The 12,760-nt window shown below is 59.6% G+C and carries 14 protein-coding genes; 3 read left to right on the plus strand and 11 right to left on the minus strand.

The window, feature by feature from the left end; all coding sequences use genetic code 11:
• From AC1XOS_RS13020 to AC1XOS_RS13030, 3 genes are all read right to left on the minus strand, one after another.
• A partial coding sequence (locus tag AC1XOS_RS13020) for a glycoside hydrolase family 38 N-terminal domain-containing protein (protein ID WP_481962652.1) occupies positions 1–2,706 on the minus strand: 2,706 nt, incomplete at its 3' end.
• Between the two features lie 46 nt (positions 2,707–2,752).
• Positions 2,753–2,971, minus strand: a complete 219-nt coding sequence (locus AC1XOS_RS13025; protein WP_481962653.1) for a hypothetical protein — start codon at positions 2,969–2,971, stop codon at positions 2,753–2,755.
• Complete coding sequence (locus AC1XOS_RS13030; protein ID WP_481962654.1) at positions 2,968–3,408, minus strand: DUF6932 family protein; 441 nt, start codon at positions 3,406–3,408, stop codon at positions 2,968–2,970. Before AC1XOS_RS13030 ends, AC1XOS_RS13025 begins: the two co-directional genes overlap by 4 nt.
• A 55-nt stretch (positions 3,409–3,463) precedes the next feature.
• Here AC1XOS_RS13030 and AC1XOS_RS13035 point away from each other — a divergent pair, with 55 nt between their 5' ends.
• On the plus strand, positions 3,464–4,261 hold the full coding sequence (locus AC1XOS_RS13035) for a BtpA family protein (RefSeq protein WP_481962655.1): 798 nt from the start codon (positions 3,464–3,466) through the stop codon (positions 4,259–4,261).
• On the opposite strand, the gene AC1XOS_RS13040 is transcribed toward AC1XOS_RS13035, so the two are convergent.
• The 7 genes from AC1XOS_RS13040 to AC1XOS_RS13070 form a co-directional block, all read right to left on the minus strand.
• Entirely contained in the window at positions 4,258–5,679 is a 1,422-nt protein-coding gene (locus AC1XOS_RS13040; protein WP_481962656.1) for a serine hydrolase, read from the minus strand. The genes AC1XOS_RS13035 and AC1XOS_RS13040 overlap by 4 nt on opposite strands.
• An 18-nt stretch (positions 5,680–5,697) precedes the next feature.
• Positions 5,698–6,009, minus strand: a complete 312-nt coding sequence (locus AC1XOS_RS13045) for a permuted SH3 domain-containing protein (protein WP_481962657.1) — start codon at positions 6,007–6,009, stop codon at positions 5,698–5,700.
• A 79-nt stretch (positions 6,010–6,088) separates the two neighbouring features.
• Positions 6,089–6,256, minus strand: a complete 168-nt coding sequence (locus AC1XOS_RS13050; protein ID WP_481962658.1) for a hypothetical protein — start codon at positions 6,254–6,256, stop codon at positions 6,089–6,091.
• Between the two features lie 18 nt (positions 6,257–6,274).
• Complete coding sequence (locus AC1XOS_RS13055) at positions 6,275–6,409, minus strand: hypothetical protein (protein WP_481962659.1); 135 nt, start codon at positions 6,407–6,409, stop codon at positions 6,275–6,277.
• 141 nt (positions 6,410–6,550) lie between these two features.
• A complete protein-coding gene (gene groL, locus AC1XOS_RS13060; protein WP_481962660.1) occupies positions 6,551–8,191 on the minus strand; it encodes a chaperonin GroEL in 1,641 nt (546 codons plus the stop codon).
• A gap of 9 nt (positions 8,192–8,200) precedes the next feature.
• Positions 8,201–8,488, minus strand: a complete 288-nt coding sequence (groES, locus tag AC1XOS_RS13065; RefSeq protein ID WP_481962661.1) for a co-chaperone GroES — start codon at positions 8,486–8,488, stop codon at positions 8,201–8,203.
• A gap of 151 nt (positions 8,489–8,639) precedes the next feature.
• The gene (locus AC1XOS_RS13070; protein ID WP_481962662.1) at positions 8,640–10,298 is read right to left on the minus strand and encodes a tetratricopeptide repeat-containing diguanylate cyclase; all 1,659 of its coding nucleotides are present in this window, start codon (positions 10,296–10,298) and stop codon (positions 8,640–8,642) included.
• Between the two features lie 80 nt (positions 10,299–10,378).
• Here AC1XOS_RS13070 and AC1XOS_RS13075 point away from each other — a divergent pair, with 80 nt between their 5' ends.
• Positions 10,379–11,062: a response regulator transcription factor gene (locus AC1XOS_RS13075; RefSeq protein WP_481962663.1), complete on the plus strand. Its 684-nt coding sequence runs from the start codon at positions 10,379–10,381 to the stop codon at positions 11,060–11,062.
• The gene (locus AC1XOS_RS13080) at positions 11,059–12,432 is read left to right on the plus strand and encodes a HAMP domain-containing sensor histidine kinase (protein WP_481962664.1); all 1,374 of its coding nucleotides are present in this window, start codon (positions 11,059–11,061) and stop codon (positions 12,430–12,432) included. The genes AC1XOS_RS13075 and AC1XOS_RS13080 overlap by 4 nt, the downstream gene beginning before the upstream one ends.
• Here AC1XOS_RS13080 and AC1XOS_RS13085 read toward each other — a convergent pair.
• Positions 12,429–12,760 (minus strand): hypothetical protein (locus AC1XOS_RS13085; protein ID WP_481962665.1); only part of this gene is annotated, 332 nt, incomplete at its 5' end. The two genes, AC1XOS_RS13080 and AC1XOS_RS13085, sit on opposite strands and share 4 nt — an antisense overlap.

Consider the following 12,760-nt stretch of genomic DNA (forward strand, 5'->3'; position numbering starts at 1 on the left):
ATTGGGCGTCTCGACGGAAGCAAAGCTTTTAGAGAGTGGCCCGTTGCCCTCGTGGACACCTGCCGGAAAGGCGATCAGGGGGTGGTTAAACGCCGCGCCCATTCGCGTCAAGTCCGACGCGTCTACTGCCGTGTCATGAAAGACCATGGCGTAGCGAATTGTGTGCTTGCAGACCTCGGGAGCGTGATCGGGGTCAAACGACGAGCGAATCACGCGCATCGCCAGATTCCCGCCCTCGACCATAAAGCCGTACTTGCTGTCATTGAGGAGCGTAAAGCCGCCGGAGTCCAGCGGGACATGGGTGTAGCGCAAGCCGGGCACTTCTTCGCCGTCACTGTCCTCTCGCACGACACTGCCAAACGGGGTCTCAACGCGAATCGGGAGCCCTTCGTAGCCATCAAAGGGAAAGTGGACACGCAGGCCCGGAATCCCCCGCTCAGAATCACCGATCTCGCGCCAGTCAATCTCCGCCGTGACATCCACACGCGGTGCAAAGCCATGAACTAAGTACTGCACCTTGATCGTGCTCTTGGTGCCGGGCACTTTCAGGCTCTGGTGCACGACATAGGCCATGCTACTCCCGCTCGGGTAGCTCGTTCCCCGGTTTCGCGCAACCCCATGAACATGGTGCCCACTCACCGCCACACTCTGCGACTCCAGCGCACCGCCCAGCACCCAGGCCGTCATTCCACGGGGTTGCTCTTTGGTGAGTTCCCACTCGCCCAGGCTCTCAAAGTCGCCTTCGAGAAACGTGATCCCGCTCTCCTGATGGTGCACCTCCACCAGCCCGCCTTTGTAGCGGTCGAAGCGCAGCATTCCAAAAGGCGTCTCAAAGACATCGCGCGGCAGGGCCTTGACCTGCGGCACCTCAACCGTGGCCCTGCCCTCACAGAGCGCGTAGGTCTTATAACCCAGCGCGGGGACACTCTGGGCGAAGAAGAGCACGTCTATGTAGCTGTGTCCCCAGTCATCGCCACGAGTTAGGAAGAACGTCGGGTGGTTGTCGCCGTGCTCGTCTCTAGCGACGATGCGCCCCGGCTCAAAGCTCGTGTCGTAGAGGCGCACGGTGACGGCCTCGGTACGTGGCCAGGCGCAGGGGTTGTAAACAACATAGGGCCGGACGCTCCCTCCCCCCGCCGACTTGGAGATCCCCGACTCCATCGCCCCGATCCCCGCGCCTGCACCGCTAGCAAAGGGATGCCCTCCTCGTTTCCCTCCTCCCCAGCCCCGGGTACCCTCTGGGTGCCAACCCTGGGAGGAGGGTTGAGAGGAGGGAGATTCCGTCCCCGCTGGCTCCCCTTCCTCCCACGGCTCTTGGGAGGAAGGGGCTGGGGGTAGGAGGGCCGCCGTGTTCAGCCCACTCACCAGTGCTTTCCCGGCCTCGCGCTTGATGGCTCCTGTCATTGCCCCGGTCTCTTGAAAGAGCGCCATCGCGTGCTCGCGGGTCTGGCGGACACCGGAGCCGGGGAGAATATCGTGGAACTGATTAAAGAGAATATTGATCCAGGCTTCCCGCAAGAGCGCACGGGAGTCGCGGCCCGTGATCGCAGCGAGCGTCTCGGCCTCGACACAGTAGTTCTCACCGAAGCGATTGGCCTGCGTGATGAGTGTCTGAGTGGTGTAGCAGCCGGTGAACTCGTAGTTCAGCTCGTGGTCGAGAACGGGCAGGTGTGAGAGATCGCCCGCCGCCACTTTCTCGTACCAGCCCTTCGCGGTGCCAAACGTGACGCTCGGGTAGATCGGCCAAGTTACTGTCTCTTGCAGATACTCAATCTCCACACGGGTTGGCCCGCCGCCATGATTCCCGATACCGTAGACATTGAGCCAGTCCGTAAGCTGCGTGTCCGTGAAGAACTCCACGGCAGGTAGTGCGATATTGTCGCCGATATTGACATAGGAGTTGTACCAGGTGGACTCTTTATTGACCAGCACGCGGCTCCCGTCGGGGCCTTGCCACCAAAAGAGCTTGGGACGCGGAAACTCTCCCGTCACGGCATGGTCGAAGCCGCCGCCGAGGCGGCAGGCATAGTAGAACTTCACCCCACCTTGCGCCAAGATCGTCGGGATCGTGTTGGCATGCCCAAACGTATCCGGCTCCCAGTCCAGCGGCAGCTCAGCGGCGTCCAGCCCGAACTTTTCTTTCGTGTACTGCCGCGTGTAGAGCAGGTGCCGGGCAATAGACTCGCCGCTTGCTAGGTTTTTATCGCCCTCAACCCAGTGCACCGCCGTCACTTCCCAGCGCCCCTCGGCGATGCGTGCCTTGATCTCTTCAAACAGCTCGGGGTGGTACTTCTCCATCAGGGCATAGACCGATGCCTGGGACTGGGAGTAGGTCAGTGCGGGGTACTCACGCATCAGCTGGAGCACGGACTGGAACGTGTCGTGGGTTGTGGCGACGGTCTCTTGCCACGACCACATCCAGTTCATGTCAATATGCCCATGCCCGACGCAGTGGATCGTGTAGGCCTTGGCGGCCGCCCCAATCGGTGCCAGAATCGCCTCTGCTTCTGCGACCGCGGCGGCCACATCGCCCGCGCAGCCATCCATAACTGCTGTCGCGTGCTCAATGAGCGCGGGCCACGCCGCATCTCCCCCTAAAGTTGCAAAAGAGCGGGCGAAGTCCAGCTCACAGGAGATGCGGCGCAAAAGCTTCTTTGCCACTTCCGCAGGCTGCGCCACAATGCGCACAAGACGAGGTGAGGTCATCGGGTTCATAGGCCTACCGTTCGGCACAGCCCCCGCTTCGTCCTCCTCAGGAGCCAACGGCTAGGGGAAGTTTTTCTTGCTTAAGACGAGAGCGGTGCTCAAATTCCTCAATGTCCTCTTCAATATTGAAAATGGTCGCCTGAGTCGCCCAGCGACAGTGCTTTTCCCAAGGATCGTCTGTCGGTGGCAACGACGCAAGATAGTCCTTTAGCCGTCTCGCCCGAGCAAGTTCCTGATCTCGTTCTGCTTGTGTTTCAATAGTCATGATCCAATCTCCAAAACGACAATTCCTTTTGGCAACCCATCGCGAGTACTCTGAAAAAACCAACGATAGTACACTGGCTGACCGTGCTCCGTAGTATCCGCAATACCCTGCGCAGGGTACAACTCACCCCCAAAATCGCGTTTCTGTTCACGCCTTTGCAAACGGAACATCAGATAGAACCTCTCGTCCAGCATTGTCAAGTCACAAATGTCATAGCAGCCATCAAAATCTCCCGGCTCGGGCTTGCTGCTCACAAAGCTTCCATCCAACCAGACTCTCGGACAGTTGGCCGCCCGTAGTAAAATTATGGCTCGCTCCAACCCCAGCAATAGTCGCTCGCGGGTTGGGTTTCCCCCAAAGCGTTCACGCACTTCTTCCCAGGTTGCAAGGTGCTCGCCAGGAGGCAGGAAGCCTCGTTCATCAAAGTTGGGCAACATATACGATTGCTGGCATTTTATCCGATAGCCGGGATTGTGCGCTACAATGTCCTCCGTGTTGACAAATTTCTGGGCGCAGAAGCGTCTTATTGGGATGGTGCATCTGGGGCCACTGCCGGGGAGCCCACGCGATGCGGGCGACTTTGCGGGGGTGCTCGCGCGGGCCGAGGCCGATGCTAAAGCGCTGGTTGCGGGCGGCGTGGATGCGATCATGGTAGAGAACTTCTTCGATGCCCCGTTTGCCAAAGATAGCGTGCCGCCCCATACGCTCGCCGCGCTTACTCGTGCGGCTTTGGTGGTGCGTGACGCCGCGCCGGAGCTACCACTGGGGATCAACTGCCTGCGCAACGATGCCAAAGGGGCGCTGGCGATTGCCCATATTGTGGGAGCGCAGTTTGTGCGCGTGAATGTCTGGGTGGGCGCAGCGGTGACCGATCAGGGCATTATCGAGGGCGCGGCGCGAGAGGGAATTCTCTACCGGAAGCTGCTTGGGGCAGAGCACATCCAGATCTTCACGGATGTCTTTGTGAAACACGCGGCGCAGCTTGGAGATGGAACACAGACCATCCAAGATGCCGCCAAAGACGCCGTGCTGCGTGGCATGGCAGATGCCCTGATCGTCAGCGGCAGCGCCACGGGCAGCGGCACCAGCCCCGCCGATGTCACCGCCGTCGCGCAAGCCGTTCCTGGCACGCCCGTCTTGATCGGGAGTGGCTTCGGGCTCACTACCGCCCGTGAGCTTCTGGATGCGGGTGCCGCGGGCGCGATTGTGGGCAGCAGCCTGAAAGTAAGCACTGTGGACTCCCCGGTAGACCCCGAGAAAGTCCGTGCACTAAGAGCAATCATGGGCTAGTTTTTCACCAGGCTCTGCTCAAAGAGGCTGAGCGTCGCAACAGTGCCATCGGCTTTGAGCGTGAAGACGATGTCTAAGCTAGCAAAGCCGGGCTGCTCGGTGTCGGTGATAAACGTGTCGTGGTGCCAGTGCTTGAGCGGCGCGTCGAAGGCTTCCCAGGTGAGATAGAGCTTGCCCGATTCTTCGCGCACCGTGGCGGTGCCGTAGCCAGGGTCGTGGTAGGTTCCGATGTAGCTGGTAAGCGGCAGCGACGGCTTGGTGTTCTTGTGGCGCTTCTGCGCTTTTGCCTTCTTGTCCGCCCGTGCTTTCTCCGTGTCTTTATGAAGCTGTTTCTGGAAGACTTGGTGCCAGTTTTTCCCGCCCTTCACCCCGAGTAGCAGATCGAGCAGGCTGTTGCGGACGATCTCGGGGAGGTAGCTGGCCATGTTCACCAGCACCACAAACGCCACTCCGGCGCGGGGGCAGACCACCAAGTGGCTGCGGAAGCCATCAATCGCGCCGCCGTGGGAGAGCACCAGGTTCCCCTGCCAGTCGTAGCGGCTCCAGCCTAGCGCGTAGGTCTGGTGCATCCGGTCGGGGTAGAGCTCGCGGGTGAGGTCGTCAAACGGGACAATCATCTGCGGTGTGTGGGTCTCGGTGAGGCTTTTCGCGCTGACGGGCGTGCCCTCGCCGCCACCAGAGAGCTGGAACGTCAGCCAGCCCAAGAGCTCACTCACACTGGCATTGATGCAGCCTGCCGGACCAACATTGAAGAAGTCCAGTGGCGCATCTAAGGCGGTGACTTTCCCTTTCTTCTTCTGATGCGGCCACGCGTGATTCTCCGTGGTGACCAGCCCCGGCCCAGAAAACGTCACCGAGTGCAGCCCCAGCGGCTCCAGTAAGCGTGCCTTCAAGAACTCTTCGTAGGCCATTCCTGATGCAGCAGCCACGGCCTCCCCTGCCGCCGAAAAACAGAGATTGCTGTACTGATAGAGCCCTCGATAGCTCACCGTCGGCTTTAGAAACGCCATCCGCGCCAGTATCTCCTCGCGCTTAAGCTCCGTTCGGTACCAGAGCGAGTCGTGGCGCGGCAGGCCGGTGCGGTGGCAGAGAAGATCACGTAGGGTCACGTTGGCATCGGCGGCGGGATCGAGCAGGCGGAAGTCGGGCAGGTGCTTGCGCACGGGATCGTCCCAGCTTAGCTTGCCATCATCCACCAGACAGGCGCAGGCAGTCGCGGTGAATGCCTTGCTCACACTCGCAATCGGAAAGAGCGTCTCCGGCGTGACAGCATCGTCGCTGCCCAGCCGCTTGATTCCATAGCCTTGGATATAGCTCCCCTCAGGGGTCACCACCGCCACTGCCGCACCGGGAGCCCTCGTCACCCGCAGCGCCCGCTGGACAAGCGCATCAATCTTACTCGACTTTGGCACGTTCATGGGCGCATTGTACGGGATTTAGGGGGTGACAAGCACTGTGTCTCCCACGCGGACGCCTGATTTTATCGCCGTGAACTGCTCGTCGGTGATCCCCACTTCCACGGGAACTTCCTCCCACTTTCCACGGCGCATCACTTTCACCACGGGCAGACCTTTGCTGTTGATATCCACCGCCGCACTGGGAACGGCAAGAACATTTTTTGTTTTCTGCCCGGTCTTTACCATCACATGCGGCACCATGCCCGGCTTGACCTGCGCCTTGGTGTTCTTAAACTCGATCAGGACAACCAGTCCTTTGTTGTTTGGCAGTGTCGTGAGCCGGTTGACCACTCCCTCAAAGGTGACACTGGGAAGCTTGTCAAAGGTGAATGACCATCGCCACTATCGCGGCTCTGTCCTCCCCGACTTCTTATGCGACATCCACATCGGCTTGGAACTGCTTCTTGGCACCTCCGTAGTCGGCGTCGGTCTGCTGGAGCGCGAGCTTGGTCTGCTCGTGGTAGGCTTCGGCAGTGGGCAAAGAAAGCTCCAGAAGCGTGTCACCCTGCTCCACGGCGGCCCCGAGCGTCGTGTTCACCTTGCTGATCGGCGCGCGTTAGTTGGTGGGTGCGGGGGCGGCGGGATTCAGCGGTGCCAGCGAGCGTGCACAGCCCACCACAAGGGTGAGCATCCCAATCAAGGGCAGCAGGCAAACCACGGGACGATAGTTCGGGGTAATCGTTTTGTTCATGGAGCCTCCTATGCACACACATGCCCCAAAGGTTCCCTCACAAAACGAAAAGCGCCCCAAGAACGCGCCTAACACAATGTGCTCGACGCGTCCTTGGAACGCTTTTGACAACCAGCCGGGGATTTTTCAATCCCCAGTGTTTTAGAACCCGCCCATGCCACCCATGCCAGGCATTCCGCCACCACCGCCGCCGCCACCCGGTGCGGGTGCAGCCTTCTCGGGGCGCTCGGCGATCAGACACTCGGTGGTGAGGACGAGGCCAGCGATCGAGGAGGCGTTCTGTAGAGCAGAGCGCGTTACCTTGGTCGGGTCTACCACACCTGCGGCGAGCAGGTCTTCGTAGGAGTCGGTAGCGGCGTTGTAGCCCATACCGGTCTCACGAATCTGGTTCACCACGACGGAGCCCTCTTTACCACCATTTTCGGCGATCTGGCGAGCCGGAGCCTCCAGTGCCTTCTTGATGATCAGAGCGCCGATCTTCTCGTCGCCTGCATAGTCGTCCAGGTTGATCGCGTCAGCGGCGATTACCAGAGCGTGGCCACCACCGGCGACGATACCCTCTTCTACCGCAGCGCGGGTAGCGGAGAGTGCGTCCTCGATGCGGAGCTTCTTCTCTTTCAGCTCCACTTCCGTGGCCGCGCCGACCTTGATCACCGCAACGCCGCCCGCCAGCTTGGCGAGGCGCTCTTGCAGCTTCTCACGGTCGTAGTCGGAGTCGGAGTTCTCGATCTGGGACTTGAGCTGGGCAATACGGCCCTGGATCGCACCGGGAGCGCCTGCGCCCTCCACGATGGTGGTGTCTTCCTTGGTGATAACCACACGCTTGGCGCGGCCCAAGTAAGTCAGGTCCACGTTCTCCAGCTTCAGACCTAGGTCCTCGGTGATGAACTTGCCCTCGGTCAGGATCGCGAGATCCTCCATCATGGCTTTCCTACGATCGCCAAAGCCAGGAGCCTTGACCGCCACGACGTTGAGAATTCCGCGCAGCTTGTTGACCACGAGGGTCGCCAGCGCTTCACCGTCTACGTCCTCGGCGATAATCACCAGCGGCTTGCCCGTGCGAGCCACGGCCTCCAGCGGCTTGATCAGATCTTGGATGGAGCTGATTTTCTTCTCAAAGAGCAGGATATACGGCTCATCGAGCTCGGCTTCCATACGCTCAGCATCGGTGACCATGTAGGGGGAGATGTAGCCCTTGTCGAACTGCATTCCCTCTACCAAGTCCAGCTCGGTCTGGATGCCCTTGGACTCCTCGACCGTGATCACACCGTCTTTACCGACCGCGTCCATCGCCTTGGCAACCAGCGTGCCGATGGTCTTATCGTTGGCGGAGATGGTCGCGACATTGGCAATCGCGTCGTTGCCCTCAACCGCAACAGACATGGTGTGCAGGCTCGCGATTACCGCGTCCACGGCCTTGTCCATACCGCGCTTGATCAGCATCGGGTTGGAGCCCGCGGCGACATTACGAAGTCCTTCTTTGACAATGGACTGCGCCAGCACCGTGGCTGTCGTGGTACCGTCACCGGCGATATCGTTGGTCTTCGAAGCCACTTCGCGAACGAGCTGTGCGCCCATGTTCTCGAACTTGTCCTCGACCTCGATCTCTTTAGCAATCGTCACACCGTCATTGACGATGCTAGGAGAGCCGTACTTTTTCTCAAGCACGACGTTGCGGCCCTTGGGCCCCATCGTCACTCGGACGGCATCGGCGAGGGTGTTGATCCCCCGCTCTAGTGCGCGCCGTGCGGCCTCATCGTAGATAATTTCCTTGGATGCCATAATGTTAGACTAGCCCTCCACGATTCCCAGAACATCGTCCTGGCGCAGAATGATCAGCTCTTGGCCATCCACTTTAATCTCGGTGCCACTGTATTTACCGTAGACGACTTTATCGCCCACTTTAATTTCTAGTGCAGCAATGGTTCCATTGTCCAGGGTCTTGCCCGGCCCTACGGCCAGCACTTCGGCGGTCTGCGGCTTCTCTTTAGCCGTGTCGGGCAGGAGGATTCCCCCTGCAGTGGTCGTCTCAGCCTCGACAGCCTTGACAACGATCCGGTCTCCCAGCGGTTTAAGCATCTTTCTTGAACCTCAAAATCGAAATTTTTTGACAGATTAGCACTCTCATGCCGAGTCTGCCAACCAGGGTAAAGCATACCGCGTCGCGCCACAAATTTCAAGCAAGAGCACATAAAACTTACGAATTTTTCGTAGGATTGTGGCGATGTCACTATGCTGCATACTCGCAACAGTCACGACCTGCGTGTTTGGCCTGGTACAGAGCCGCATCGGCCTTCGCGACCAGCTGCACGGTAGTGATGCCCACCGTGGCCAAAGCAACCCCAATACTAAGCGTAATCTTTCGGTGAGGGAACTTGGCCTCACGAACCACCCGCACCAACCGAAGGGCACTCTCATAGGCCGACTCTGCTGGCTCCCCACGTAAAATAATCGCAAATTCTTCGCCACCATAGCGAGCCGCAGTATCGCTCTTGCGAATGCTCTCTTGCAGAAGCTGCGCGAGTTGCTGGAGAACCTCATCGCCTGCAGGGTGACCAAAGGCATCGTTGTAGCTCTTAAAGTGATCCACATCGAGTAATAACAAAGCAAGCGGCTCTCCCTCCGCGAGATACTCCGCAAGAAACTCATGAAAGGCCCGGTGGTTATAAAGCCCTGTCATGCTATCGCGCCGGGTTAGCTCCTCCAGCTCCGCGTTGCGCTCCTGCTGAGCAACAGCCTCACGCTCGGTGCGCTCTATGTCCAGACTCATCCGCAGTGCTAAGCGCTGCTGATCCGTCTCACGATCAAAGCGCTGGCGCTCAAGTCTGTAGAACTCGCGGTGGTGAAAGAGCGCACACTCGAAGTTTTGTTGCTGCTCCATTGCCTCGACCAAATACTCATGGCATGTGGTAAGTTGCAGGTTTGCCTGCATTGCCTCACCAAGCTTAAGGCAGCTTTCTAGATGACGCTGAGCCTCCTCAGGACGCTTCCAGTTCAGATAGAGATTCCCAAGCTCATTCAGAACTCGAAGCTCCATTCTCGGGTCTTGAAGGTCACGTGTCTGGGAGAGCGCCCAGAGCAGTGACCGCTCTGCGCGCGGAAACCGGCCCAGAGCACAGTAGACGATTCCATCGAGAAGGCGCACATTCAGAAGCTGCCCCGGATTTCCCAGCGCACGGGCACCCCGACGGGCCTGACGCGCAAAGACGACGGCCTTCTTAGGCTGCTCCATCAGGACATGAGTGTGAGCAATATTATAGAACGCTGACACTTCGGAGCTGAGATCCTGAACTTTCTGGGCACACACCAAGCTCTCCTGGTAGTACCGTAGTGCACCTGCGTAGTGTTTTCGATCCCCTTCGAGAGACCCCAGGTTATTGAGGCTTGTTGCCTCCCCAAAGACATCTTTTTGCGCACGGTGAATCTCGCGCGACTTGCTATGGTAGGAGAGCGCCTGGTCGTAGTTACCTAGCTCACGATAGACAACGCCTAGAACATTGTAGGCATGGGCAAGGGGCGTTTCTAGGCCTAGGCTGAGGCGTAGCGTTACCACTTCGTGGAAGTTTAAGACTGCCTCACTAAGAGCCCCTGCCATATAGAAGAGGTGGCCCTGGGTATACAAACAAGCGCTGATCAGCGCAGCATCTCCTAGAGAGCGGGCCAGCACAAGCCCTTGCTCAAGAAACGCCGCCGCTTCCTCACGCTTGCCTTGCTGAAGGTCTATGCCTCCCAGAAGCCGGAGGGCATAAACACTCCCCGAAGAGTAGTTTTCCGCTTGACAGCGGCGCAGCGCTTCCTCAGCAAGAACCCGCGCTTTCACAAGGTTCTTTCGCTCCATCTGGGTAGCTTCCGTCAGAAGAAGCTCCAGAGATTCGTTACGCTCAGGCATAGTCAACATTGTATGTAGACATTATAGGCAAAACAGCAACCAAGGTACAGACTTTATCATCTTGCCGTACAATAAAGCTCATGCGAGTGCTTTTGATTGAGGACGAACAGGCGCTGGGCCGCCTGGTTTCTCAGGGGCTAGAGCTAGCGGGCTACCAGGTGACCTGGTGCCGCGATGGTTCCGAGGGCTTTGAGAGAGCACTCGAAGGTGGCTGGGCAGTGATTTTACTCGACCTGATGCTCCCTGGCATGGACGGCTGGGGAATCTGCCGCCGCCTGAGAGATCGTCGCAAGACCACCCCAATCTTAATGCTCACCGCGCTGGATGAAGTGGAGGAGCGGGTCAAGGGTCTGAATCTGGGCGCGGATGACTACCTCCCCAAGCCCTTTGCCTTCGAGGAGCTACAAGCCCGCGTCGCCGCCCTGATCCGGCGCGAGCGGCAACAGCGCAGGCGGCATATCAAGATCGCGGACATTGAGATTGATACCGAGGCGCAGGAAGCGACGCGAGACGGCCAGCCGCTGGCACTCACCCCTCGAGAGTACGAGCTCCTCCTCACCTTGGCGAGCCGCGAGGGGCATATCATCAGCCGCGAGGCGATTCTTGCGGCTTGGGGTGATCCCGATTCTGCATCGAACACGGTGGATGTCCATGTCGCCGCCCTCCGCCGCAAGATTGACGGCGGGCGCGCCGAAGAGCACAAGCTCATCCACACCGCTCACCGACGTGGCTATAGCCTCCGAGAGCCGAGTGGGACCTCATGAAGCTCTCAGTTCGTACACGGCTGACCCTAGGTAATGTCGGGCTACTCGCCTTGGCACTGCTGGCCTTCGGAGGTGCGACCCGGTTTGTGGTGGGGCGCGTGCTCTGGGGGGGGCTGGATCAAGCTCTTGTCGCACAGGCGGAGCGCGATGCGGCTATGGGGCCAGGTAGACCAAGTGGCCCCGGCGGGCCTGATGAGGGGCCAGCCCCCCCCCCCTTTGGGAGACCACCGGGGCAAAGACGGCCCACCCCAGCGGAGCTTGGCCTTCTGCTGCACCCACGCCACTGGAACTTTGACAACGACAACGGCAGCGACAATGCGCTCTGGTCAACCGCGGGCCTGGAGTCTGCACGAGCAGGCAAGTCCACGTTTGGCGCGGGAGAGGAGCGCGGACTGGCACTTCGCACCTACACCCTGCCCATGAGAGATCGGCAGGGAGAGATTGTGGGCGCTGTCCAGACCGCGATTCCCACGGGACAGACACAAGCGACACTAGACTCGGTGACCTACAGCCTGGTTCTCTTGCTGCCGGCTCTCTGTCTGGTCGCGGGCCTAGGCGGCCTCTGGCTCACGAGTCGCGCCCTTGCTCCCATCCGGCAGCTCACTGAGGCCGCCAGCCAGATCGAGGCAGAAAAACTCTCGGAGCGCCTGCCGGAGTCCGGGGGCGGCGATGAGCTAGATCACCTGACAAAGATGCTCAACCGCTCTCTCGGTCGGCTTGACGATGCTTTTACGCGCCAGAAACAGTTCACAGCCCATGCCAGCCATGAGCTGCGCACGCCCCTTGCTACCATCAAGACAGCCCTGGGTCTGCTCCGCCACCCCGACATCCCCCCGGCCCTGCGTGACGAAGCCATTGCGAGCGCCGACGATGCCACAGACCGGGCGAACCGGCTTATTGGGGACTTGCTCTTTCTGGCCCGCTCACAAAACGGAGCACTCCCCGTCCGCCGCACTTCCCTCAAGCTTGCGGAGACACTGCGCGCTGTGGTACCCGCTCCCGCGACTCTCGAAATCTCCCCCACCCTGAGCTTTACGACAGATCGAGACTTGCTCTTGCGACTGGTGAGCAACTTGGTGAGCAACGCCCTGCGCCACACCCCACCGGAAGGGAAAGTAGCGGTTCATGCCACCCGAAACGGCGATACTCTCACCCTTACCGTCACCGATACAGGAGCAGGAATCGCCTCGGAGCATCTTGAAAAGCTCGGCCAACCCTTCTACCGCCCCGACACCGCCCGCACCCGCGATGACGGCGGAATCGGGCTAGGACTCTCCCTCTGCCATGCCATCGCCGATGCCCTCGGTGGCACCCTCACTCTCCAGAGCGAGCTTGGGAAAGGCACCACTGCCACCGTTACATTAGGCTAAAAAGTGCGCTGGAGCTGCTCGACAAGGCGTATGCCAAAAGCACGCCCTGACAGCTCATGTAGCCCACGCGCCTTTGCAAAATACTGCTGGGCCTGCGCCTTGTTGGCCTGATGGGCCGCCACCTCGCCCAGAACCATGAGCGGCCAGGCAGCAGCAGTCGGGCCATTGGATACCGACAGAAGTCGCTCACTTTCTTCCGCAAGCCTCTTCGCTTTCTCCAGTTCTTTCTTTGCCAGAGCCACTCGTGCTGTTCGTGCCAAAAACCGCCCCACCCAGAAATCTTGCTTCGCCTCTTTCCAAACACTCAAACCTTCGGTATAGAGCTTTT

It is taken from the genome of Armatimonas sp., assembly GCF_964826245.1.

What these genes read in the sequence shown, in the direction of transcription:
- AC1XOS_RS13055 (WP_481962659.1), bottom strand. Translation starts at nt 6,409, where the DNA reads ATGAACAAAACGATTACCCCGAACTATCGTCCCGTGGTTTGCCTGCTG.
- groES (WP_481962661.1), bottom strand. Translation starts at nt 8,488, where the DNA reads ATGCTTAAACCGCTGGGAGACCGGATCGTTGTCAAGGCTGTCGAGGCT.
- AC1XOS_RS13025 (WP_481962653.1), bottom strand. Translation starts at nt 2,971, where the DNA reads ATGACTATTGAAACACAAGCAGAACGAGATCAGGAACTTGCTCGGGCG.
- AC1XOS_RS13040 (WP_481962656.1), bottom strand. Translation starts at nt 5,679, where the DNA reads ATGAACGTGCCAAAGTCGAGTAAGATTGATGCGCTTGTCCAGCGGGCG.
- AC1XOS_RS13080 (WP_481962664.1), top strand. Translation starts at nt 11,059, where the DNA reads ATGAAGCTCTCAGTTCGTACACGGCTGACCCTAGGTAATGTCGGGCTA.
- AC1XOS_RS13030 (WP_481962654.1), bottom strand. Translation starts at nt 3,408, where the DNA reads ATGTTGCCCAACTTTGATGAACGAGGCTTCCTGCCTCCTGGCGAGCAC.
- AC1XOS_RS13070 (WP_481962662.1), bottom strand. Translation starts at nt 10,298, where the DNA reads ATGCCTGAGCGTAACGAATCTCTGGAGCTTCTTCTGACGGAAGCTACC.
- AC1XOS_RS13075 (WP_481962663.1), top strand. Translation starts at nt 10,379, where the DNA reads ATGCGAGTGCTTTTGATTGAGGACGAACAGGCGCTGGGCCGCCTGGTT.
- groL (WP_481962660.1), bottom strand. Translation starts at nt 8,191, where the DNA reads ATGGCATCCAAGGAAATTATCTACGATGAGGCCGCACGGCGCGCACTA.